Origin of the sequence: Halomonas sp. 113, from assembly GCF_904067645.1 — a bacterium.
In the GTDB taxonomy this organism is placed as follows: Bacteria; Pseudomonadota; Gammaproteobacteria; order Pseudomonadales; family Halomonadaceae; genus Vreelandella; species Vreelandella titanicae.
This window is the reverse complement of the sequence record NZ_LR881453.1, coordinates 5,099,155-5,122,407: the sequence shown is the minus strand read 5'-3', so window position 1 is coordinate 5,122,407 and position 23,253 is coordinate 5,099,155. Positions and strand designations below refer to the sequence as shown.

The window sequence follows — 23,253 nt, the reverse complement described above, 5'->3', positions numbered from 1 at the left end:
GCAAGTGGGAGTTCGCGAATTCAACCCATTTCAACCACTCTTTCAAGCATTAATTTCATAACTCGCCGCGTGAGGTTAGCCGCAATGCACTAATGCAAATAACGGGGAAGAGGCCGCTTACTCATTACAACGAGCAGGCGTGGTGGAAGTTGCTTCAGTAAGCAATATCAAGTCTGCCCCGCGTTCACCCAGCATGATGGCTTGAGCATTGGTATTGCCACTGCTAATTTGCGGGCAAGCAGAGAGGTCAATGACTCGCAGGTTGGTCACTCCATGCACACACATCTGCAGGTCGGTCACCGAGGTAGAGGGATGTGTACCGATTCGGCAAGTCCCCCCGGGGTGATACACGGTTTTGATGGAATGGCGTATAAACTTTTCGATCTCGCTTGTATCACGCCAATCAATGCCTTCTGGTGCGGTCACCTTCTTAATAAGTCCTCTTAGTGCAGGTTGCTGCATGAGCTTAAGGCCAATCTGAACGGCTCGGATTTGGCCATCTAAATCATCTTGGTCTCCGAGATAGTTGGGATCGATAAGGGGTAGATCGGTTGGGTCTGAGCTGCGCAATCGCACTTCACCACGTGCTTTGGGGCGAAGGTGACCAACCTTGACAGTCAACCCATGTTCTGCCGCGGGTGGCGCTTCACCTGGCGTATTGTCGAAATTATCCAGAACAGGTAGAAACATTAGTTGAATGTCCGGTCGGCCAACGCCCAAGCTATCAATGAACGCACCACCTTCCAGAATATTGCTGGTCAATAGGCCGCTACGGAAGGCTAGCCATTGCGCCATATGTTTGATTCCGCGAAGACCTTTATCTTCTCCCAGTATGCTGTTTTGTGAATGAGTAGTGGCGTTGAGCGAGAGATGAAGATGGTCATGCAAGTTTTGGCCAACAGGTAGGTCAATTATTGGCTCAATACCGCGACTGGATAGATGCTCTTTGGGCCCGATACCTGAGAGCATAAGTATCTTTGGACTGCCAAATGCGCCCGCACTCAGGATAACTTCTTTGCGCGCCCGAACGGTTATCGGCGTGCCGCCTTTTTGGCTAAATTCCACGCCTAGCGCGCGGCCCTCTTCTATGATGACTCTGTGTATCAGAGTCCCTGTGGTGACTGTTAGCTGGCTACTTTTTTGTGCCGTTTTAAGATAGGTTCTAGAGACGCTGGCACGAGCGCCATTTAGAGTAGTTGTTTGATAAAAGCCAATGCCTTCCTGAGTAGCGCCATTGAAATCATTAACGTAGGGAAGGCCCATCTCCTGGCCAGCGCGCATAAAAGCCATTGTTAATGGGTGGCGATAGCGGTTTTCACTGACAGGTAGAGGGCCGTTTTGACCGTGGTACTGGCCGCTAAGGCTTTCGTTTGATTCCGCTTTTCGGAAATAGGGCAGTACGTCTTGATAACCCCAGCCGGTGCAACCCCACTGAGTTACCCAGTCATCGTAGTCCTTGTGCTGACCACGAATGTAAATCATCCCATTTACCGAACTTCCACCACCCAGTACTTTTCCCTGCGCGATGATCATTTCGCGGTGATTGCAGTGCTGCTGAGGTACTGTCATGTAGGGCCATGACTTTTGTTGAAATACTTTTACCACTGTCGCGGGGATGGTATGGAAAGGGCTGCTATCTTTGCCCCCAGCTTCGAGTAATAAGACGCTCCCCGCATTGTTTTCGATCAAACGGCTGGCAACAACACAGCCTGCTGAGCCAGCGCCAACCAAAATATAGTCATATTCCTGTCTGCACATTAGAGGCCTCGTCATTGGAATTTTATTCTGCCCCTATCCAAGTTGATTGTGTCAGCAGAAAATTGATCAGGGTGGACAAACTATTTGTACCTGACTGCACGAAGTTAATTGCGTTTTTTGAATATCGGTTGCGTATTGTGGATATCCGTCAGCAACGCTATGGCTATACCGTTTAACGATGCCTGAAGGTGTTAACAAGAAACGGAGATCAGCATGAAAGTCAGCGTTATTGGCGGTGGACATGGTTGCTACGCCGCAGCCATCGAGATGGTGGAGAAAGGTTTCGACGTGACATTGTGGCGTCGGGATGGCAATGCTCTGCAAGAGTTGCGTCAATTGGGCTATCTGGACGTTAAGGATGCGCAAGGTGAACGGCGTATCCAGGTTGGCACTCACAAGGATCAACTATCTCTAACAGATAGCCTGACGGAGGCGGCGCAACAGGCGGAGCTACTGATTGTGCCGTTACCCGCCACCTCCCATGACACTCTAGCCGACCAACTAGGGCCGTTACTACGGGATGATCAGGTGGTCTTTCTGCCTCCGGGTACTTTCGGCAGCTACCTGTTCCACCGAGCGATGCGAAAAGCGGGTAACGACAGCCAAGTGGCCTTCTGTGAAACGGGAACGCTCCCCTATTTGGCGCGTAAGCACGGTACGAATAAGGTTGTCATTAGTGTTTATGCAACTCGGCTACCTACCGGCGTCTTCCCCAGCGAACTGTCAGCACATGCCTTCTCTGTATTGCGGGAGGCCTACCCCAGCGTCGAACCCATCGAAGATGGCCTTAGTGGCGCCTTAATGAACGCTGGCCCTATTATCCATCCGCCTTTAATTATGATGAATGCGGGGCCGCTGGAGCATTTTGATGCCTGGGATATTCATAACGAAGGAACCCAGCCCTCTATCCGCAGCGTGACCACCGCGCTAGATAATGAGCGTATCGCGGTGCGCGAAAAGTTGGGTTACAAGCCCTCCCATTTTCCTCTTGCCAATCACTACGCCTCTGAAGGAGAGGAGTGGATGTATGGCCGGGGCGCCCACGGCAAACTGACCGATAGTGGCGACTGGCGAGAGAACATCGACCTTCATCACCATCGTTACATGCTGGAGGACACCCGAATGGGGCTCTCCTTCATCGTATCGGTTGGCCGCTGGGCGGGGCAGCCCACGCCAGTAGCGGAGGGGCTTTTAAGCATTGCTTCGGCGATCACCGGCCAAGATCTCTATGCCCAAGGCCGAACGCTGGAAATGCTGGGACTGGATTCGCTCTCCCAGGCGCAGATGCGCTCTTTATTGACGTATGGCATTCAGGCCTGACCTACCGATAGAGGAGACTGCATCATGCAGGACAACATCATCGTCTTGGGAGCAGGAAGAATGGGAGAAGGTATTGCCCTCTCATTCATTCTGGCTGGGAAGGAGGTCGTGCTGATCGACTTCAAGCCGCGCAGCCCTGAAGAGCGTCGGCACTATTATGAGCAGGCTCGCAGTCGGCTAGTGACGGAGCTCAAGTATCTTCAGGAGAAGCGGCTCATTCAGGAAGAGCAGATCGCTTCAATGGTGAAGCAGCTTCGTATCGTGGATGACCAGCAGGTGCAGATGTTGGCGGGAAGCCGTCTGGTTTTCGAGGCGCTGCCTGAAGTCAGCGAGATTAAGCAGCAAGGGCTGGCCTGGGCAAGCCGACATTTGGATAAAGAGGCTGTTATCGCCTCAACGACGTCCACTTTTCTGGTCACCGAACTCGCTTGCATGGTTAGCCATCCGGCCCGTTTTATGAACGCCCACTGGCTTAATCCTGCCCATTTGATGCCCTTAGTGGAGGTAAGCCGGGGCAAGGATACCGAGCAGCGTTATGTCGATGCGCTGTTCACGGTGCTTAAAGGGATAGGAAAAGTACCGGTGCTGTGCGAGGCGGCGCCGGGCTACATCATTCCCCGCCTGCAGGTGCTGCTCATGAATGAAGCCGCGCGTATGGTCGAGGAGGGCGTTGCCAGTGCCGAGGATATCGATGTGGCCATTCGAGTCGGGCTGGGGTTGCGCTATTCGGTGCTGGGAGTGCTGGAGTTCATCGATTGGGGCGGTGGCGATACGCTTTTCTATGCCTCCAACTACCTGTGCGACAAGCTGGATAACCGATTCAAGTCACCTGAGGTTATTACCCGGAATATGCAAGAGAAGCGTCGAGGCTTCCAAGATGGCGTGGGCTTCTTCGACTACTCAGGGGTCGATCTGTCGAACTACCGAAAGCAGCGCTCCGACGCTTTTCTAAAGCGTCTCGAGCTGCTTGACCTGATGCCAGCAGTCACTACCCGTTATTAATCCTTCACAGCCTATAACGCGCCTATTGGAAACCATGCTGTTCCTGTAGGCCTTCGCCGAGGATAGTCATAATGAAAACGAGTACACAGGTGGGAACGTTAACGGTACTAATGGCTGCAATGGCGTTGGTGGGGTGTAGCGATGCACAGGAGGAGGTAGTCGATGAGCCTAGCGACGAGTCCCAAGTGATTACCCTCAGCTACGCTTTCTTTGCCCCTGCGCAGAGCTTTCCGGCCATTCAGATGGAGCACTGGGCGAAAGAGCTCAATGAACGTACCGATGGGCGTGTCGAAGTCGACCTCTTCCCCGGGGGCACCTTACTCACAGCCAGCAATATGTACGATGGGGTGCTGAATGGTGTTGCGGATATAGGGCTTTCAGCCACCTCTTACGAGCCGGGCCGTTTTCCTCTGATCAACTTGGCCGGGAGTCTGACCGGCCAGGACGTCAATTCAGAAGTCGCCAGCCGCATGACTTACCAACTGATTCAAGAGTTTGGTGACCAGATGCCCGAACTCGAAGAGTTCAAGGTCATCACGGCCTTTACCTCGGAGCCTGCTTATTTCCAAACCATTGAACCGATTCATCAACTGAAAGACCTGGAGGGGCTGGAAATAAGAATTTCCGGCGATAACTCCAGGGCGCTGGACGCACTGGGAGTAACAGCAGTAGGCATGTCCCAGGCCGATGCTGGCGAGGCACTTCAGTCCGGCATTATCGATGGGTATGCGGCTTCCCGGGAAGTGCTAATGGATATGCAGTTTGCACGTTTGGCTAAGTACGTGACCGACTATCCCTTAACTAACACCATTTTTGCAGCGCTGATGTCGAGAGAGAAGTGGGAGGAGCTGCCTACTGATATACAGGCGGTGATCGAGGATTTGGCGCCGGAGATGGCAACCTTCACCGGTCAATATCTCGATGAGCATATACAGCGTTCACTTGAGTGGGCGCAACAGGAAGAGGGGGTTGAAGTGATAGCGCTTGACGATGATGAGGCTAGCCGTTGGGATGATCAGCTCGCGCCGGTCAATGAGACTATCCTGTCGGATGCAGAGCAGCAGGGCCTACCGGCGTATGCCTTTGCAGAACGAATGAGTGAGCTGATCGAGGAGTATCGTACCGAGGCTGAGTAAAAATAGCAGAGGCGACAGTAGGCTCAGAACAAGACGTTGGCCAATTCGTTACCAGTAGTATGTTCGCGGTTTGACTGTAGTGTTTGCACGGGGGTCACCCCATAGACCTCCTTGTACTGTGCGGAGAAGTGGCCAGGGCTGTTGATGCCATGCTGCATGATGACATCGGTGACACGGTGGCCACGAGGAGCATCAATCAGCGCCTGGTGCACACTCTTCATGCGTTGCTGAGTAAAATAGGCTTTGGGTGAGAGCCCAATAAATTGCTGGAAGCCGTATTGCAGCGTGCGCTTTGATACCCCCACCATCGAGGCTAGTGTCTCGAGCTCGATACTCTGCTTGAGATTTTGGTCAATAAGCATTTTGGCGTTTTTTACATAGTGCGGAAGAGGAGAGGGGTTACCACTCAAGCGCTGACTATAGTTGTTAATGAACAGCCCCAGCAGGCTGTCATATAAGTAGTCTTCCATCAGCTTGATCTGCTGGCGCGGGGCATTTTGCTGGTGAAGAGAGTCGGTGAGACGGGCAAAATACTTGATGGTATCCAGAAGAAAGACCGTGCCGGGGTAATGCTCGGGAAAGTAGTGGTCAAAGATGATCGGAAGATCAATGCGCTGTTCAAGTCGGCACGAAAGGCGCTGTTCCAACCGGTGGCGCGGTACTCGAACGATGATGTTATGGCAGTTCGGAGAAGTTTGAATGAGAGCGCGTTGACAGGGGGATGTGACAGTAACACCTCCCTGAATCATACTGACCTGACGGTCAGCGTATACGATGGTTCCCTGGCCTTCGAGAGTGATACGAAACAGGTAAACGTTTGACTCTTCGACGGGATCAATTTCGACATTGGCACCATATTGCAATTCGATAATGGCCAATTGGTCGAAGCTGACGGCACTCAAACGTGAGGCAAGTCGCGGGCCGTCAAATAAACGCATGCGATGTGGGCAGAGGTAGTGGGTGACATTCTCACGAATGACCTCTTGTGAATCGGTGCGCAGAATAGCGTGCTTCTGCAGCAGAAACGGTGTTGTACCCATGGTTCACCTCAACAATGCACCAAGCAGGTGATGGTTTTGGGGTGTGAAGCCGAGGCAATAGCGGCTAGGCCAGTAGATGGCACGCTCTATCTCTAGAAGCTCCCAGGCGCTTACACTCGAATGGATATATGCTAGAATAATCCACTATTTTTTTGGATGGCGCGCTTCTTATGGTCGACAAGGATGAATTATCGTCTTCCTTTTTTCCTCTTGCCGATGAATTTCGCTCGCGTGATTTTCCTTTTTATTGGGTCGCGAGGCTGAATGCTAAATACAGCGCTGATGTTGATACACTACTGAAACCACTCGGGCTCAGTTCGTCTAAGTGGCGCATTCTCATGATCCTACATGAACATGGGCGCCTTAGCATGTCGGATATATCAGTACACGCTGTTGCAAAATTGTCAACTATCACCAAAATTGTATACCGAATGCAAGAGTCGGGTTTGCTTAAAACAGAAGCCAGCCCGCAGGATGGTCGCGTCACGGAAGTAGAGCTTACTGAGGCGGGTGAGGCAAAGCTGGATATTGCTCGGCAAGTCACTAGCCGTCTAGTGGAAAAAGCCTTTGCCGACTTCAGTAAACAGGACATTGTGTATATCAATCAGTGCTTGAGTAGGATGTTTCATAACTTAAACGCGCTTTAAGGTCTAGAGGGACGCTGGAATTACTGCCATCGCGGCCAAAGTGCTTACATTTGCCCTATGGGCTATCTAATAGCCCTGCCCTTTCCTGAACTACTCCTTTTTATTCAAACTTCCGCTTAGCGCTTTTGCTTAAACGTCACGCGGGTAGTGAAATTGCCACGCTTTTCGCAGTAGCCCATCCATTAGTCGTAAACTATACGTCGTAATTAAGCAGGATATTCCCTATCCCTTGTGAAAGTCACGAATAGGTCAAGTACGAAAATAGCAGCTATTTTATAGTTAAATAACTGATTTTATTGACTATATAGAGTTCTCTGTATTCATGTCAATTTACTCAATTAGGTATGTGCATCAACCTGAGAGGTATTGGCGACTCGGCCCATCAGTCGTAACACTCACCTGCACCGTTATTGCTATGCAGGTAAAACGATCATGTCGCATACCACAGGGGCCGTTGAACAAGCGCCCTACGCTGAAGCCTCTGCTTTCAAGCCAATCTCACTTGTAATGGGTATCGTCATTGGCTTGGGTGTTTTCTTCCTTTTGCCTGAAACGCTGGCCTTCAATGCTCGTCTAGTGGCGGGTATTGCCATGCTGATGGCCACCTGGTGGATGACCGAGGCGATACCCATTCCTGCCACGTCGCTGTTGCCGCTTGTACTGTTCCCTTTTTTCGATATTGCCTCGGTCGGTGAGACCGCCTCGCCCTATGCTCACAGCATTGTCTTTCTAGTATTGGGTGGCGTACTGCTGGGCTTGGCAACGCAACGCTGGAATTTACACCGCCGCTTCGCGCTACTGACGGTGCTCACCGTGGGTACTAAGCCGGCTCAAATCGTCTTCGGTTTGATGTTCGCTAGCTGGTTTATCACCATGTGGGTCAGCAATACCGCCACCGCAGTGATCATGGTGCCCATTGGAGGCTCGATCATTGCGCTAGTGAAGTCACTGGGTAACGGTGATGACACGCCCAAGTTTTCTGCCTCTGTGCTACTGGGCATTGCCTATGCCATCACCATTGGCTCCATGGCCACATTGATCGGCCAGCCGCCGATGGCGCTAATGCGGGCCTACATGGAAGACACCCACGGGCTCAGCATCGGGTTTGGCCACTGGATGCTGGTGGGTGTGCCGTTCTCATTCACCATGCTAATGCTGGCTTGGTTTGTGCTTAACAAACTGGTGTTCCGCTCGGAAGTCGAGAGCATCCAGGGTGGCCGGGCGATGATCGAGGCAGAGCTCAAGGGGATGGGCCGACTATCGCCTGAAGAGTCACGTGTATTGATGGTCTTTGCCGGGGCAGTGTTCTGCTGGGTATTCCTGCCTTTAATCGCGAGAATTCCTGTAGTGCAGAGCGCGCTGCCTTGGTTGGGTAACATCAACGATACTAGTGTGGCGATTCTCTCGGCGATTCTGATGTTTGTGATTCCTGCCTCTAATGGAAAAGGGGCGTTGCTGGCGTGGTCGGCTACCCGTGACGTGCCCTGGGGGGTACTGATTTTGTTTGGCGGTGGCCTAACACTCTCAGCCCAGTTCACCGCCACTGGCTTGAGTGCGTGGGTGGGCGAGAGCGTCTCGGGATTATCGGGGTTACCTCCGATTCTGATCCTAGCCATCACTGCTATCGTCATTATCCTATTGACCGAGCTAACCAGTAACACGGCGACGGCGGCTGCCTTCTTCCCGATTATGGGATCTATTGCCGTGGGACTGGGTATCGAACCTTTTCTGATGACCATCGTGGTTACCTTTGCCGTGAGCTGCGCCTTTATGTTGCCCGTGGCGACACCTTCCAATGCAGTGGCTTTCGCAACAGGGGATCTTCCAATCAAGAGCATGATCCGAGCAGGTATCTGGCTCAACGTCATCGGTTTGCTGGTGATTATGGTCGCGCTCTACACCATCGTCCCTTTGGTATTCGATGTCTCTTTCTAAAATGTGGTTGTCAACGTCATTGGCAGCGATTCGGATTTGACGCTGGTAAAGATTCGCTCTATTTTGTTCGTAATACAAATTAGTGTTCGCAATATGAACAAGGAGAGGTTTCCATGTCTCAGCCCTGTATTATTTGTGTCGCTATCACCGGCAGCCTGCCGCGCAAAGAGAACAATCCTGCCGTGCCGATTACGGTTGAAGAGCAAATTGAAAGTACTCAGGCGGCGTTCGAGGCGGGAGCTACCATTGCTCATTGCCACGTGCGTAATGATGACCAAACGCCTTCATCTGACCCGGAGAAGTTTGGTCGCCTAATGGAAGGGCTTAAGAAGCACTGCCCTGGCATGATTATTCAGCTCTCAACCGGCGGGCGCTCCGGCGCCGGTGAGGCGCGCGGCGGCATGCTGTCGCTCAAGCCTGATATGGCCAGCCTCTCGGTGGGCTCCAATAACTTCCCCAATCGTGTGTACGAGAATCCGCCCCAGTTGGTGGAGTGGCTTGCCGATGAGATGCTCACGTATGGCATTAAGCCTGAAATCGAAGCGTTTGATCTATCGCATATCCATCAGGCGGTTGCACTCTCCAAGCAGGGAAAGCTGAAAGCACCGCTCTATGTGCAGTTTGTCATGGGCGTTAAGAATTCGATGCCAGCAGACAAGCCGACTTTTGATTTTTATATTGAGACACTCAAGCGGCTAGCGCCGGATGCACAGTGGTGTGGCGCAGGCATCGGCGCCAATCAATACGTACTTAACGAGTGGTCAATTGCTGCAGGTGGCCATACCCGTACCGGCCTTGAAGACAACGTACGCCTGGATAGCAACACATTGGCTCCTTCCAACGCCGCGTTGGTCGAGCGCACCGTAGTCCTATGCGAAAGGTATGAGCGCCCAGTGGCTACTTGGCAGCAGGCGCGTGAGATGCTTGGGTTGAACAATGTGTAAAAATGTTAGCTGCTACCCAACGGTGGGTGAAGGAACATACTCAATCACCATCGGATTGTTGTGTAGTCGTCTTTAAGGTGTCAGAGAGGGCTACTTACTTCGCGATATGTCAGTAGTCACCGGTAATTTTTCATAAAGCAGCCAGTATTATCCTTTTGTCGTAAATGTATTTTGTAGCGCGATGTGGTTGAGAACCCTAGCGGCCGCGGCAAATGGCTGTCGTATCGGGCTAACGGCTGAAGTGCTACGGCTTTTCTCATTTCGTTATTTAAGGCATTTATGCTCATTTAGTGATTAGTGGTGCAGCGTTAAGCTGCACCATTTTTTATTGTAGTCATTTGATTTAGTTGAATTTTAATCTATCAGTATTTAAGAAAATATATTTTTAGTTTGTTTTGCACGGTTTAATTTAAGCTACAGCTACACATGAGCGTTAAACAGCAACGCTAATGCTGGGTTAGCGATACCCTTACGGTATGGAAAGGCACTTAAACAATATTGGTTTCTAAAATCAGATGCTACCAAACTGCAGCCTAGCTAATGATTGCCAGACGCTGGAGCCTGCATGTCAACCGTCATCCAACATATTGAGACGCTGCTGGTCGATTTACCGACTATCCGTCCTCACAAACTCTCCATGACCACCATGGCCTGCCAAACCATGGTGATTGTGCGCATGCGCCACTCCGACGGTATCGAAGGGCTCGGCGAAGGCACCACCATTGGTGGCTTGGCCTATGGCCCGGAAAGCCCGGAGAGCATTAAGCGCAATATTGATACTTATCTAGCCCCTCTACTGGTCGGCCAGCCCTCTAACAATGTTCATCAGTTGCGTGCTCGGCTTAACCGCCATGCTCGCGGCAATATGATCGCCAAATCTGCATTAGAAACGGCTCTGTTGGATGCTCAGGGCAAGCGCTTGGGATTGAGCGTCGCCGAGCTGCTGGGCGGCGTACGTCAGGATCACTTGCCCGTACTATGGACGCTAGCCAGTGGTGATACCGCCAAAGATATTGATGAGGCCATGCTGCGTTTAGAACAGCGTCGGCACTGCGACTTCAAGTTAAAAATTGGTGCTAACCCGGTGGATCAGGACGTGCGCCATGTGGCGGCTATCAAGGAAGCGCTGGGTGATCGGGCCAGCGTGCGAGTTGATGTTAATCAGGCGTGGGATGAATCCACCGCCGTTCGCGGTATTCAGGTGCTACAGGATGCTGGCATTGAGTTAATTGAGCAGCCCATTGGCGCTCGTGAACATGCCGGCTTAGTTCGCTTGGCTAACCGCTTCAATGTGCCAATGCTCGCCGATGAGGCGGTGCAAGATGCCCGCGACGGGCTTGATCTTGTGTGCGGCGGCTTCAGTGGTGCCTTTGCGCTGAAGATTGCCAAATCCGGCGGTATTTACGGGGTACTAGAGTTAGCTCACGTCGCCCAAGCGGCTGGCATTGGCTTATATGGCGGCACCCTGCTGGAGGGCACTATCGGTACGGCTGCCTCTCTACATGCCTGGGCAACGCTGCCAGCAATGGCCTGGGGCACGGAAATGTTCGGCCCGCTGCTGCTGCAAGACGACATCGTCGTTTCCCCTCTCAACTACACCGAATTTGGGGTGGAGTTACCGCAAGGGGCTGGGCTCGGCATCACTCTAGATGAAGATAAGTTGGCGCATTACTCACGCAAGTAAACGTCACGTAAGTAAAAGCCGCAGTAAATAAAGCCATCGTTTGTGATCGCCCGCGATGAAAGAGGAGAGCCATATGCTGTTTCAAGTTGAGATGACCGTTAAGTTGCCGCCGGACATGCCTGCCGATCAGGCAGCCAAGATCAAGGCAACGGAAAAGGCGTATTCCCAAGACCTGCAGCGCCAGGGTAAGTGGCGCCACTTGTGGCGGGTAGCGGGTAGCTACTCGAACGTCAGTATTTTTGACGTGGAAGACAACGCCGAGCTGCAAGAGTTGGTCAGCAATCTGCCGCTCTTCCCCTATATGGAGATCAGCGTCAAACCGCTGTGTCGTCACCCCTCTTCAGTGCGTGATGACGACAGCTAGTTCTCCACATAACACGCCAAATCGTATGACGACAACAACACCCCATAACAAACAGAGGGTTTCACCATGACTGTAAAAATATTCGACACGCCCGAGGTTCAAGACTTCATCAAAACCGTGGCCGGCTTTGATAAAGCCGGTGGCAATGACCGCGCCAAGCAGATCGTCCATCGCCTGGTCAGCGACCTGTTCAAGCTGATCGATGACTTCGATGTCACCGAGGAAGAGTACTGGGCCGGTGTCAACCTGCTCAATGCCCTGGGTAGCCAAACCCAGTTCGGGTTGCTCTCGCCCGGTCTCGGCTTTGACCACTTCCTCGATATGCGTCAAGACGCCATCGATGCCGAAGCCAAGCGCACCGGCGGCACCCCGCGTACCATCGAAGGCCCGCTCTACGTGGCCGGTGCCCCGGAAGCGGAAGGCTTCGCCCGCATGGACGACGGCAGTGATCCCGATGCCGAGGTGATGTGGCTGACCGGTCAGGTGCGCGATGTCGACGGTACCCCGATCCCCGGCGCTAAGGTTGAAATCTGGCACTGCAACTCCAAGGGCGGCTACTCGTTCTTTGATCCCTCCCAGGATGAGTACAACATGCGCCGCACGATCTATGCGGACAGCGAAGGCCGCTACACCGCGCGCAGCATCATTCCCTCCGGCTACGGCGTGCCTGAAGGCGCCCCCACCGATGTGGTGCTCAAGTCCCTGGGCCGTCACGGCGAACGCCCGGCGCATATCCACTACTTCGTCTCCGCACCGGGCCATCAGCACCTGACCACCCAGATCAACCTGGCGGGCGACCCCTACACCTTTGACGACTTCGCCTTCGCGACCCGGGAAGAGCTGGTGGTGCCCGCTGAACGGATCGAAGATCCGGCCGAGATCGCCAAGCGCGACCTGGACGGCCCGTTCTCCCATGTGGTGTTTAACGTCGAACTGGCTAAAACCGAAGCCCCTGAGCTGCAAGTGCGTCACGCCCGCCCCCGCGCCAAGGAAGACGAGCAGGATCTCGCTAGCCAGTTGGCGGGTACCGCGAAGGTTTAATAGCCTTGTTAATTTCCTTTAAGTGCTTGAAGGGGCTTTAAAGAAGGGCCGCGCTAGGAAGGGGAATTGGCAAGCTCCAAAGGATCCACTTTCCTTTGAATATCATAGGTTATGGGTAGCGGCCCATGAAGCGATCATCAACAAGCTTGTGTAAAATGGTGGTCGCTTCATTCATGAGAAGTGATGGTTTTTCACCGCGGCGACGGCTGCAGACAACAGGTGAGGTGATTGTCTTGTCCGCCAATGCTACATAAGAAATACCATCTCGTTGTACGCGCTTTACCTCCTCAGGTACCAGTGTAATACCGATATCAGAGGCGACGAGGCTAAGTGCTGTCTGAACTTCGTTTGCTTCCTGTATGACCTCAACCTTTAAGCCTTGTCGGCGGAAAATACCTAGTACCATATCTGCCAAGCTAGGACGTGGTTTGGCGGGGAAAAGAATAAGTGGATAACGTGCCAATTCTTCGCATGTAGGCGTAGTGCCCTCTAAAGGGTGACCGCTAGGAAGGGCAGCAATAAATGGCTCATTGAAGAGTATCTCTTGCTCTACGTCTGGATCATCAATGCGAAGACGTCCAAATCCCATGTCAATACGACCTGCTTTAAGCGCCTGAATTTGCTGTATGGTCGTAAGTTCTGTCAATGATATTTCCACATTCTCAATTTGACGCAAGTCGCGAACCAGCATTGGAATCTGCCCATAAAAGATAGAGGGGACAAAGCCAATTCCAAATAGAGTTCGCTTGCTACGTGCCATGTGGCGTGTTGTATCAATAGTGACGTCTACTTTCTCCAAAATTTCTAAAGCACGCTGCTGAAAAAATATACCCGATGGTGTTAAGCGAAGGCCTCGCGAGCTTCTCTCAAACAGTTCGACCCCAACTTCCTGCTCTAGCTGTTTAACTTGGCGCGAAAGTGGCGGCTGTGACATATGCAAGCGTTTAGCGGCACAGGTGAGATTAAGCTCTTCAGCGACAACGCAAAAGTACCTCAGGTGGCGTAATTCCATAAGAACTCCAAGGTATGAGTAACTTCTTAACTAATGGTGGCATTTACCTTCGGTGGCTTCCAATCAGGCTGCATTGCTCAAACAACCGGGCAATCTGCTACTAGCTAGGTGAGGCGCTATAACGCTACCAGTATTTACGCACTTGAAAGCTAAATAACGTCTAAGACTTTAGTAATGCAAGGTAGTAACAAGAGGGGGAAAGCTTCCGAGTACGCCTATTCGCTGAGCTTTCAGCAACGACTCGTATAGCTTGGTTAGTCGCTGACACATAGTTGCACGAGGAAGGGGCTTCAACGCTTTATAATGCCTAGTATCGAACCGCCAGGAAATTACTTGCCGTCTAACACACCCTAGCCCATGCTTTTAGCAAGACGCTATAACCTAGGGTATTGGCTAAAACGAAACGTTAGGACGTTTGAACATGGCAAAATTCTTCCAGGAATTCCGAGAGTTTGCGGTAAAAGGCAACGTCGTCGATATGGCGGTGGGGATCATTATCGGTGGGGCGTTTACGCTGATTGTGCAGAGCCTGGTGGCGGATGTGATGAATCCGCTGATTGGCTTGCTGGTGGGCGGTGTGGATTTTTCCAATCTGTTTGTGGTGTTACGCCAAGGGGCGGTGGGCGGCCCTTATGCAACGCTGGCGGATGCCCAGGCGGCAGGGGCGGTAACGCTAAACCTCGGGCTTTTTATCAATGCGGTGGTCAGCTTTACGATTGTCGCCTTCGTGGTCTTCTTATTGGTACGCACCATTAACCGATTAAAGCGCGAAGAGGCGGTAGCGCCTGCGAACCCTACGGAGCAGCCGTGCCCTTACTGTTTGATGGTGGTGCCGATCAAAGCCACGCGCTGTGGCCACTGCACAGCAATGTTGGATCAGCCAGCGGAGGCTGAAACGCCGGTTGAAGTTACCTCTGCGCCACCGCAAATGCCACCCGCAAAACCTTGAGCCACTAAAAAGGGCGCCACTGCTGAAGAGGCGCCCTTTCACGTTATACCAGCAGCAACCCTAGGCGCTTTTCTTAATGGTTTTGCTGTCTTTTTGCTTACTGCCGGGCTTTTTGCTGTCGTTAGCATCGCTGGGTTGCGGCAGCGATGGCAGCGATTTGGCCAGCATTTCGACGCTGTGGCGATAGTAGAGCTGGCTCTTATTATGCTCGCCAAGGCTTGCATAGAGACGTGCAAGTTCAGCGCAAACTTCGCCATTGGGGCGCTGCCGCTGGCTGGCTTCAAAGTACTCCAACGCCTTTTGCCACTGGCCGGTGCGCAGCGAGAGGCGACCGCAGGCGAGCAGCAGCTCGGGGTCGTTGGGGCGCTCCTGCAGCCACTTCTCGGCTTTAACTAGTTGGCGACCGGCGTTCACATTCAGCAGGCCGTAGCGTTTTACTAAGCGTGCGTCCCAGTGGTGATCCAGCGAGTGGTTGAGCAAACGCTCGGCAATGGGCTCTTCGTGGGCTTGAATCAGCGCTTCGCTGTATAGCACGATCAGCTCGGTATTGCCGCGCAGGTAGTCGGGCATATCAGCCCAAAGGCCGCGCACCCGCTCAATGTTGGTGGGGTTTTGCGCTTCAAACACGATCAGCTCGCGGTAGGCTTTAAACTCCAACTGCTCACGCTCTTGCTGGGTAATGAGCTTCTGCGCCGCCAAGCGTGGAATCAAACGCCGTAAGCCTTCCCAATCGTTGACGCTTAAATGCACCTGTTTGAGTAGCTTGAGCACCTGCGGGTGGTTGGAGAGCTTCTTATCCAGGCGATTAAGAATCGCCAGCGCTTCTTCCGGCTGCTGACGCTCAATCATCATTTGCGCCTGCATCAAGCCAACGGCCGTATCGGCTCCGTCGGTGGTTAGCTGCGCCTGATTCAGGTGCTCCTGGGATTTCACGTGGTGGCCCTGGTAATGGGCCGCCAGCGCTGCGGATAGGTAGTTGACCAGCGGTGTGCTGGAATCATCGGCGGCATTAACCAGGGTTTTTTCGGCTTTTTTCCAGCGCCCTTCGGTCAGTGCTACCAGGCCACGCACGGTGCGCTGCATGGCGCGACGGTTACGTGCGCGGCTGTTCCAGCTACGAAAACGCCCCATAGGGCGAATAATGCCGCTGAGCAAACGCAGTACAAAGTGTAGGACGATAAAGGCGGCAAACAGCAGCACCAGACCAAACCAAAACGATGTCTGGATGGATGAGTCGCCCACGCGGATTAGCCAATAGCCGGGCACCGACATCATCAGGTGCCCAAACAGGGCCCCGACGGCGAGGCCTGCGACAATGAGGAGAACAAGCTTTCTCATGAATCACCTCCGCTTTGGCCACGCGTCTTATAGCGGTTGTCGATAAAGCGTGCGAGCTCCTGCTGTGAAGCGCTGATATCGGGCAGCTCGGGTTTTACCTCTGCTTCCTTGAGCTCTTGAAGGCGCGTAATAACGCTTTGGGTCTCTTCACGAGTGGTGTCGTAGTAGTCGTTCAGCAGCTGTAGCGCTTTGTCGATACTCGCGTCATAAAGCTCTTTCTCTTCGTTGAGCAGGGCCAACTGCGTCTGCTCCAGCACTAAGCGTAGACTTTGGCGTAGGTAAGACTCTTGCTCTGGGGTAATCAGCGCTTCCAGCGCTTCATCGTGATGGCGAACCACCACCAGGTCTTTGAGCTCTTCACCGAAGCGCGCCAGCTGGCGCTGGAAAGTGCCGGTCGGCGGCTGCTCGATGCTAGAGGTTACCGCTTGCTCCTCAATTTCTTGAGAGAGTCGCAGAGAGGAGATGCGTTCCTGCTGGGCATTGAGCGCTAAGTAGAGGCCTGTACGGTCAACCTGGGGCACGGCATCCAGAGCGGCTAGCTCATTGGCGATCGCTGCGCGTACGGGCGTCAACGCCGGGTTGTCAGCATCTACTAGGCGCGCATCGGCGGTACGCAGCAGCGCAGCTGCGCCATCAACGTCGCCTTCCAGCTGTAAACGCTGATTGGCCAGACGCAGCAGGTAGGCGGCTTCGGCATGCAACCACTCGCGCTCGTCGGTGTCCTGCTCTTGAGAGAGCTGGTCCAGCACTTGGCCCAGGGTCTCATCGACGTCGCTGCGGTAGCTGTCAAATTCATCACGCAGGTCACCCAGTGTGCTCTGCAGCGCTTCATCGCGCTCGGCTTCGCCGCTATCAAGGCGTGACTCAAGGTCACTAACCGCTTGTTGTGAGGCGCTCCCCTCAGCCTGCTGTGCGACCTCATCGAGGCGCTGCTGCTGGTTCTCCAGGCGCTGCCAGCCCTGCCAAACGACAAATGCCAAGGCAATCGCCAGGATAATCACCAGGGCAATCGCGAGGCCGCCGCTTTTACTGCCTCCGCCTTTGCCCCCACCGCTTTGGCCGTTACCGCTGCCTTTGTGGCCGGTGGGCGGCGTAGTGCCCGCCGATGACTTGCCGCTGGTCGGCTTTGACGAGGCGGCGCTTGACGATGGCGAACTAGAAGCCGATCCGCTTGAGGAAGATGGGCTGGGTTGAGCGGCACTCTGGGAAGGTGAGGCTGCGTTGCTGGATGTGGTATCTGCCGATTTAGCCGTGCTGGTAGTGCTGCTAGCAGCGGTTGAACTCGCAGTGGGCGAGCCCTTTCCACGCCGCCGCGACCGGCTATTTTTAGCGCCACTCTGAGCAGGTGTTGTTGAGCTCGGCGGTGTGTTCGGCTTGCTGGGCTCAGTCGCGTCGGTCGTGGAAGCTGCTTTGTCGGTCGTTTTAGGGACGCCCTGAGAGGCATCGGAGGACGTTGGTTGTACATCGTCCTGATCGTTTACTTGTTTGCTCATGTGTCGCTAGCCCTTAGTAAGTTCCTTGATCGACATCGGCACCCTGTGGGTCGCAGGTCTCCAACGCCGCTATCAACGCAGCTGGCGTAGCTCCGGACGCCACCTTGGGGTCACAAAAACCCAGTATGCCAGCCAGTGTAGCCAAACGGCGACTGGAAACGATTAGCGGTTGGTTCAAGGCCGCCTGATTGCACCATTTTGCCAGATGTTCCAGCAGTTCGCTGCTGGTGACGATCAACGCCCGGTAATTACCTGAAAAAAGGCGCGTTTGCAGAGCGGGTTCAAGGGGGTGAAACGTGCGTCGATACACCGCTACGCGAGTCACCTGCGCCCCCCGCTCAGCAAGCGTTTCAGCGAGCAGCGGGCGGCCACCTTCTCCCGCCACCAGTAGAATACGCTGGTGCCCTAACTGTTGAAGCGAGGCAAGCGCAAGCAGTGCTTCGCTGGTATCTTCACCTGCACTGGGCGCAGGCACATGCACACGTACGCCCAACTGATCATAAAGCGTTGCCGCGGTGGCGCTGCCAACGCTGTAGTAGTCAATGCCAATGGGCAGCTGTGGCCAGAAGCGATCTAGCGCTTCACTCAAGCAAGTGGCCGCAAAGGGGCTGATGACTATTATCTTATGGTACTGATCAATATCCAGCCAGATACGCCGCATTTCAGGGGTTTCTGGTAAGACTTCGAGTTGCATCACGTTGAGTGATTCAACGCTCTCGCCCCGCTCGCGCAGAGCAGCAGCCAGTGCTTCACCGCGCTCGCCAGGGCGGCAGATCAGTACCGGTTGGCTCATATGGCGCGGCCGTAAACCTCAGCCAAAATATCGCCAGCGCCTTGGTCGAGCAGCTCTTCGGCAATGCGAATGCCCAGCGCTTCGGGCTCATGCATCGAACCACGGCCTTCGGCGCGCAGCACTTCGGTGCCCTCTGGGTTGCCCACTAAGCCGCGTAGCCAAAGGGTTTCATTTTCAATATCCAGCACCGCGTGGCCCGCAATAGGCACTTGGCAGCCGCCCTCTAAGCGCGTGTTCATGGCCCGTTCGGCGCGCACACGCGTCGCGGTATCCGCGTCATCCAGCGGGGCTAGCAAGGCAATCAGCTCGGGGTCATGCAGGCGGCACTCAATGCCTAGGGCTCCTTGGCCGCAGGCGGGCAGGCACACTTCCGGCGGCAGTGCCTGGGCAATCCGCTCACCCAAGCCCAACCGCTTAAGGCCTGAGGTCGCCAGGATGATGGCGTCAAATTCTCCCGCGTCTAATTTACCTAGCCGCGTTTGTACGTTGCCGCGCAAGTTGAGAATTTGCAGGTCGGGGCGGGCTTCACGCATCTGCAGGCCACGGCGTAAGCTGGCGGTGCCAATTCGTGCCCCTTCGGGAAGCTCATCAATGCTAGAGTAGTGGTTGGATACAAACGCATCGGTAGGGTCGGCCCCCTCTAGGATGACCGACAGGCCCAGCCCTTCGGGGAAGAGCATGGGTACATCTTTCATCGAGTGGACGGCAATATCGGCACGGCCATCGAGCATGGCGTCTTCCAGCTCTTTAACGAACAGCCCTTTACCGCCAATTTTTGAAAGCGGTGTATCGAGAATTTTGTCGCCCTTGGTAGACAGAGCCACAAGCTCGACCTCAAGGCCGCTGTGAGCCGCCATTAAGCGGTCACGAACGTACTCAGCCTGCCACATGGCCAGTTGGCTTTTACGCGTGGCAATGCGCAGTTTGGTGATTGATAGCACGTTATTCTCCCTATACCGCAGACACGGCGAGTCAAGCTATGATAAGTGTCATCATAAAGCACCGAGCGCCACAGTAAAAATAACGGAACTGATTATGCTCCCGTAACGTGCTTTATCCGTCCCCCTAGGAAATTGTATGTCCTCAGTGTTACCCCGCGGCCAGCTTGACCAGTTTTTCCTGCTTTCACGGGATCTGTTCTGCTGTATCGACTTTAAAGGCACGCTGCTGCAAGTCAATCCAGCCTTCGAGACGCTGCTGGGATATACCTCTGAACAGTTGATCGGGCGTTCCTGTGGTGTCGTCATTAACCCCCTTGACCACCCGGTGATCGAACGGGCGTTGCAGCGAGTGCATCAAGGCGAAAAGGTCATTCCTTTTGAGGTGCGCGCTGTTTCCGCAACCGGCAAGCAGCACTGGTTAGAAATTTCGCCGTCGTTGGGGGAGGACGTGATTTACGTAATCGCCCGGGTGATTACGCGGCGTAAAGCTAGCGAACAACAGCTAAAATTATTGGAGCGTAGCGTTGAATCAAGCACCAATGGTGTTCTTATTGTCGATGCTCAGAGCAGCGATCTGCCTCTGGTTTACGTCAACGCTGCCTTTGAACGCATTACCGGCTATTCGCGCAACCAGGCACTGGGGCGTAACTGCCGTTTCCTACAGGGGGAAGAGACCGACCCCGCCACCGTCAAGCAGCTACAGGTAGGGATTGCCGAGCAGCGTGAAGTACACGTGGTCATCCGTAACTATCGGCATGACGGCACGGTTTTTTGGAACGACTTGCACATTTCACCTGTACGCGATGAGAACGGCCAAGTGACCCACTTTGTCGGCGTACAGAATGATATCTCTGAACAGCGCGAATATCAGGCTCAACTCGACCATAACGCCCATCACGACGCCTTGACCGGGCTGCCCAACCGCTTGTTACTTGGTCAGCGCTTGGAAGAGGGGGGCGTGATGGCGCGCCGCTACCATCGCTATATAGCCGTGCTGTTTATTGACCTGGACGATTTTAAGCCGATCAACGATACCTTGGGCCATGAAGTGGGCGACTTTATTCTGGTTGAAGTGGCCAGGCGGTTGGAGAATGAACTGCGCCCCTGGGACACCGTCGCGCGTTTTGGCAGCGATGAGTTTGTGGTGTTGTTGCCGGATCTAGCCCATCAGGACGATGTGATACAGGTGGTCGAGCGGGTTCTCCAGGGGCTTTCGCCGCCCTACTGGTACCGCGACAGCGAGCTGCGCATCACCGCCAGTATCGGGATTGCCATCAATGACGGCAGCATGGACAACCCCCGCCAGCTTATTCAGCAGGCGGATTTGGCAATGTATAAAGCCAAACGGCGCGGGCGCAATACCTACTACTGGTATACCGAAGACTTGAACCGCAAGGTGAGCGAACGGGTTAGCTTACGCAGCGCGCTACAGCAAGCCATTGAGCAGCAGCAGTTCGAGCTTCATTACCAGCCGCAGATTCACGCGCCAAGCGGTCGCGTGGTGGGGGTTGAAGCGCTGATCCGCTGGCAGCACCCTGAGCGCGGCAATATCCCACCATCTGATTTTATTAGCCTTGCCGAGGATACTAGTCAGATCATTCCCATTAGCGAGTGGGTGTTGGCTACTGCCTGTCGCGATGCCCAGCAGCTCAATGGCCTGGGGTTAGGCGAGATCACCATGGCGGTCAATATTTCGCCTATGCAGTTTCAACGCCCTGGCTTCCTCACCTCCCTTGAGCAGGTGCTGGCGAGCAGCGGTCTAACGCCAGCGTTGTTAGAGCTGGAGCTTACCGAGGGGGTGCTGATGGATAGCGCCGAACAAGCAATCCAGGCGTTAAAGAATTTGCGAGCGCTGGGAGTCCTGATTGCACTAGACGATTTTGGCACCGGCTTCTCTAGCCTAAGCTATTTAAAGCGGCTGCCGATTAATCGCATCAAGATTGACCGATCCTTTGTGCGCGATGTGATTTCAGACCGCCACGATGCCGCTATTATCGACGGCGTGGTCGCCATGGCGGGGAAAATGGGGCTCGAAGTGTTGATAGAAGGCGTAGAAACGGCAGAGCAGTTTGGCTACCTGCAGCAGCGTCACTGTGACTACTATCAGGGCTACTACTTTGCCCGCCCCATGTCCCTAAGTGCCCTGCACGCGTTTCTCCACAAACCACCTGCCGTCGTAACGTCACGCTCTTAGCCGCCACAGAAATAAAAACGGCGTGCCGCTGACCGTGGTGACTCTGGTACACTTTCTGCTAACGACTCCATTGTTTTGTCAGCAGGATATATCTTCGATGAGCCAAGCCACGAATCAGTCTTGGGGCGGTCGCTTTAGCGAGCCCACCGATGCCTTTGTTGCACGCTTCACCGCGTCAGTTAATTTCGACCAGCGCCTGGCCCCCCAGGACATCCAGGGCTCCATCGCCCACGCCACTATGCTGGCTCGGGTAGGCGTGCTCACCGATGACGAGCGTGATGCGATTATTAATGGCCTGAACGAGATTCAGGGCGAAATCGAGCGCGGCGAGTTTAACTGGTCGGTGCCGCTGGAAGATGTGCATATGAACATCGAAGCGCGGCTGACCGAAAAGATCGGTATTACCGGCAAAAAACTCCACACCGGGCGCTCGCGCAACGACCAGGTCGCCACCGATATTCGCCTGTTTATGCGCGATGAGATCGATGTTATCGAAGTGGAGCTCAAGCGTCTGCGTGAAGGCATGATCGAACTGGCTGATCGTGAAGCCGAGACCATTATGCCCGGTTTTACCCACCTGCAAACCGCCCAGCCGGTCACCTTTGGCCACCATATTCTGGCTTGGCAAGAGATGCTGGCCCGGGATCACGAGCGCCTGCTGGACTGCCGCAAGCGCGTCAACGTAATGCCGCTGGGTGCTGCCGCCCTGGCTGGCACTACCTATCCCATCGACCGCCACGTGACAGCGGAACTATTAGGCTTTGACCGTCCAACAGAAAACTCTCTGGACGCGGTCTCAGATCGTGACTTCGCTATCGAATTCACCAGCTTCGCCAGCATCCTACTGATGCATCTTTCGCGCATGAGCGAAGAACTGGTGCTATGGACCAGCGCCCAGTTCAACTTTATCGACTTGCCCGACCGCTTCTGCACCGGCTCTTCAATCATGCCGCAGAAGAAAAACCCCGATGTGCCTGAGCTGGTGCGCGGCAAAACCGGCCGCGTGTACGGCCACCTGATGTCGCTGCTAACGCTGATGAAATCGCAGCCGCTGGCCTACAACAAAGACAATCAGGAAGATAAAGAGCCGCTGTTCGATGCAGTGGATACCGTGCGCGACTGCTTAAAAGCGTTTGCCGATATGGTGCCCGCCATTGAGCCCAAGAAAGCCAGCATGTATGAAGCGGCGCGGCGTGGTTTCTCTACCGCGACGGACTTGGCCGACTATCTGGTGCGTAAAGGCGTGGCCTTCCGCGATGCCCACGAAATCGTCGGGCAGTCGGTGGCGTATGGCCTTAAAAGCGAAAAAGACCTGTCTGAGATGAGCCTGGATGAGCTCAAACAGTTCTCCGATACCATCGAGCAGGATGTGTTCGAGGTGTTGACCCTGGAAGGCTCGGTAGCCGCCCGGAACCATATTGGTGGCACAGCACCCAACCAGGTGCGGGCAGCTGCACAGCGAGCGCGTGAGGCGCTGAGTGCGCTCAAGGCGGGCGCATGAAAACGCTGGCAATCATGGCCCTTTCGGCGCTGCTGTTAACCGCGGTTGTCGGCTGTGGGCAAAAAGGGCCGCTTTATCTGCCGGAAGATGCACCCGCTGACGAGCAATCTGCCCAGGCGTCTGAATAGATAGCTGCAGGCCCAGGAGAAGGGGAGAGCACC

At 54.3% G+C, this 23,253-nt stretch carries 20 protein-coding genes; 13 read left to right on the top strand and 7 right to left on the bottom strand.

Annotated features, from left to right (window positions below; genetic code table 11):
- Nucleotides 1-117: 117 nt before the first annotated feature.
- Nucleotides 118-1,758, bottom strand: coding sequence for a GMC family oxidoreductase (locus tag YERSI8AC_RS23815; RefSeq protein ID WP_159177744.1), 1,641 nt, complete (start codon nucleotides 1,756-1,758; stop codon nucleotides 118-120).
- A 213-nt stretch (nucleotides 1,759-1,971) separates the two neighbouring features.
- Between YERSI8AC_RS23815 and YERSI8AC_RS23810 the strand changes: the two genes are divergently transcribed.
- From YERSI8AC_RS23810 to YERSI8AC_RS23800, 3 genes are all read left to right on the top strand, one after another.
- A complete protein-coding gene (locus tag YERSI8AC_RS23810; protein WP_141440332.1) occupies nucleotides 1,972-3,078 on the top strand; it encodes an NAD/NADP-dependent octopine/nopaline dehydrogenase family protein in 1,107 nt (368 codons plus the stop codon).
- Between the two features lie 24 nt (nucleotides 3,079-3,102).
- Nucleotides 3,103-4,080: a 3-hydroxybutyryl-CoA dehydrogenase gene (locus tag YERSI8AC_RS23805; RefSeq protein WP_141440333.1), complete on the top strand. Its 978-nt coding sequence runs from the start codon at nucleotides 3,103-3,105 to the stop codon at nucleotides 4,078-4,080.
- A 71-nt stretch (nucleotides 4,081-4,151) separates the two neighbouring features.
- The gene (locus YERSI8AC_RS23800; protein WP_223828061.1) at nucleotides 4,152-5,216 is read left to right on the top strand and encodes a TRAP transporter substrate-binding protein; all 1,065 of its coding nucleotides are present in this window, start codon (nucleotides 4,152-4,154) and stop codon (nucleotides 5,214-5,216) included.
- 23 nt (nucleotides 5,217-5,239) lie between these two features.
- Here the strand turns inward: YERSI8AC_RS23800 and YERSI8AC_RS23795 are convergent, their stop codons facing one another.
- Nucleotides 5,240-6,256 (bottom strand): AraC family transcriptional regulator, encoded by a 1,017-nt coding sequence (locus YERSI8AC_RS23795; protein WP_159177743.1) that lies wholly within the window; start codon nucleotides 6,254-6,256, stop codon nucleotides 5,240-5,242.
- A gap of 170 nt (nucleotides 6,257-6,426) precedes the next feature.
- On the opposite strand from YERSI8AC_RS23795, the gene YERSI8AC_RS23790 reads away from it, so the two are divergent.
- The 6 genes from YERSI8AC_RS23790 (at nucleotide 6,427) to catA (ending at nucleotide 12,871) form a co-directional block, all read left to right on the top strand.
- Complete coding sequence (locus tag YERSI8AC_RS23790) at nucleotides 6,427-6,903, top strand: MarR family winged helix-turn-helix transcriptional regulator (protein WP_041157349.1); 477 nt, start codon at nucleotides 6,427-6,429, stop codon at nucleotides 6,901-6,903.
- A 432-nt stretch (nucleotides 6,904-7,335) separates the two neighbouring features.
- A complete protein-coding gene (locus YERSI8AC_RS23785) occupies nucleotides 7,336-8,838 on the top strand; it encodes an SLC13 family permease (protein WP_176303010.1) in 1,503 nt (500 codons plus the stop codon).
- Nucleotides 8,839-8,951: 113 nt separating this feature from the next.
- Complete coding sequence (locus YERSI8AC_RS23780; protein ID WP_159177742.1) at nucleotides 8,952-9,782, top strand: 3-keto-5-aminohexanoate cleavage protein; 831 nt, start codon at nucleotides 8,952-8,954, stop codon at nucleotides 9,780-9,782.
- A 565-nt stretch (nucleotides 9,783-10,347) separates the two neighbouring features.
- Nucleotides 10,348-11,466: a muconate/chloromuconate family cycloisomerase gene (locus YERSI8AC_RS23775; RefSeq protein ID WP_141440336.1), complete on the top strand. Its 1,119-nt coding sequence runs from the start codon at nucleotides 10,348-10,350 to the stop codon at nucleotides 11,464-11,466.
- A gap of 73 nt (nucleotides 11,467-11,539) precedes the next feature.
- On the top strand, nucleotides 11,540-11,830 hold the full coding sequence (catC, locus tag YERSI8AC_RS23770; protein WP_159177741.1) for a muconolactone Delta-isomerase: 291 nt from the start codon (nucleotides 11,540-11,542) through the stop codon (nucleotides 11,828-11,830).
- Nucleotides 11,831-11,896: 66 nt separating this feature from the next.
- The gene (gene catA / locus YERSI8AC_RS23765; RefSeq protein WP_159177740.1) at nucleotides 11,897-12,871 is read left to right on the top strand and encodes a catechol 1,2-dioxygenase; all 975 of its coding nucleotides are present in this window, start codon (nucleotides 11,897-11,899) and stop codon (nucleotides 12,869-12,871) included.
- Nucleotides 12,872-12,980: 109 nt separating this feature from the next.
- Here the strand turns inward: catA and YERSI8AC_RS23760 are convergent, their stop codons facing one another.
- Nucleotides 12,981-13,883, bottom strand: a complete 903-nt coding sequence (locus YERSI8AC_RS23760; protein WP_141440338.1) for a LysR family transcriptional regulator — start codon at nucleotides 13,881-13,883, stop codon at nucleotides 12,981-12,983.
- A gap of 421 nt (nucleotides 13,884-14,304) precedes the next feature.
- Between YERSI8AC_RS23760 and mscL the strand changes: the two genes are divergently transcribed.
- On the top strand, nucleotides 14,305-14,832 hold the full coding sequence (gene mscL / locus YERSI8AC_RS23755) for a large-conductance mechanosensitive channel protein MscL (RefSeq protein ID WP_159177739.1): 528 nt from the start codon (nucleotides 14,305-14,307) through the stop codon (nucleotides 14,830-14,832).
- Between the two features lie 60 nt (nucleotides 14,833-14,892).
- On the opposite strand, the gene YERSI8AC_RS23750 is transcribed toward mscL, so the two are convergent.
- From YERSI8AC_RS23750 to hemC, 4 genes are read right to left on the bottom strand one after another with little or no spacing between them, the layout of a single operon-like run.
- Entirely contained in the window at nucleotides 14,893-16,170 is a 1,278-nt protein-coding gene (locus YERSI8AC_RS23750) for a heme biosynthesis HemY N-terminal domain-containing protein (protein WP_027957997.1), read from the bottom strand.
- Nucleotides 16,167-17,663, bottom strand: coding sequence for a uroporphyrinogen-III C-methyltransferase (locus tag YERSI8AC_RS23745; RefSeq protein WP_208457973.1), 1,497 nt, complete (start codon nucleotides 17,661-17,663; stop codon nucleotides 16,167-16,169). The genes YERSI8AC_RS23750 and YERSI8AC_RS23745 overlap by 4 nt, the downstream gene beginning before the upstream one ends.
- Before the next feature lie 13 nt (nucleotides 17,664-17,676).
- On the bottom strand, nucleotides 17,677-18,456 hold the full coding sequence (locus tag YERSI8AC_RS23740; RefSeq protein WP_138799530.1) for a uroporphyrinogen-III synthase: 780 nt from the start codon (nucleotides 18,454-18,456) through the stop codon (nucleotides 17,677-17,679).
- Entirely contained in the window at nucleotides 18,453-19,397 is a 945-nt protein-coding gene (gene hemC, locus YERSI8AC_RS23735) for a hydroxymethylbilane synthase (RefSeq protein WP_138799529.1), read from the bottom strand. The genes YERSI8AC_RS23740 and hemC overlap by 4 nt, the downstream gene beginning before the upstream one ends.
- A 136-nt stretch (nucleotides 19,398-19,533) precedes the next feature.
- On the opposite strand from hemC, the gene YERSI8AC_RS23730 reads away from it, so the two are divergent.
- The 3 genes from YERSI8AC_RS23730 to lptM all read left to right on the top strand — a co-directional run bounded on the left by YERSI8AC_RS23730 (nucleotide 19,534) and on the right by lptM (nucleotide 23,220).
- Nucleotides 19,534-21,591: a sensor domain-containing protein gene (locus YERSI8AC_RS23730; protein WP_159177738.1), complete on the top strand. Its 2,058-nt coding sequence runs from the start codon at nucleotides 19,534-19,536 to the stop codon at nucleotides 21,589-21,591.
- Nucleotides 21,592-21,688: 97 nt separating this feature from the next.
- Nucleotides 21,689-23,092 carry an argininosuccinate lyase gene (gene argH, locus YERSI8AC_RS23725; protein ID WP_022521219.1) on the top strand — a complete coding sequence of 468 codons (1,404 nt, stop codon included), beginning with the start codon at nucleotides 21,689-21,691 and terminating at the stop codon, nucleotides 23,090-23,092.
- Nucleotides 23,089-23,220: an LPS translocon maturation chaperone LptM gene (lptM, locus tag YERSI8AC_RS23720; RefSeq protein ID WP_022521220.1), complete on the top strand. Its 132-nt coding sequence runs from the start codon at nucleotides 23,089-23,091 to the stop codon at nucleotides 23,218-23,220. The genes argH and lptM overlap by 4 nt, the downstream gene beginning before the upstream one ends.
- The last annotated feature ends 33 nt before the right edge of the window (nucleotides 23,221-23,253 follow it).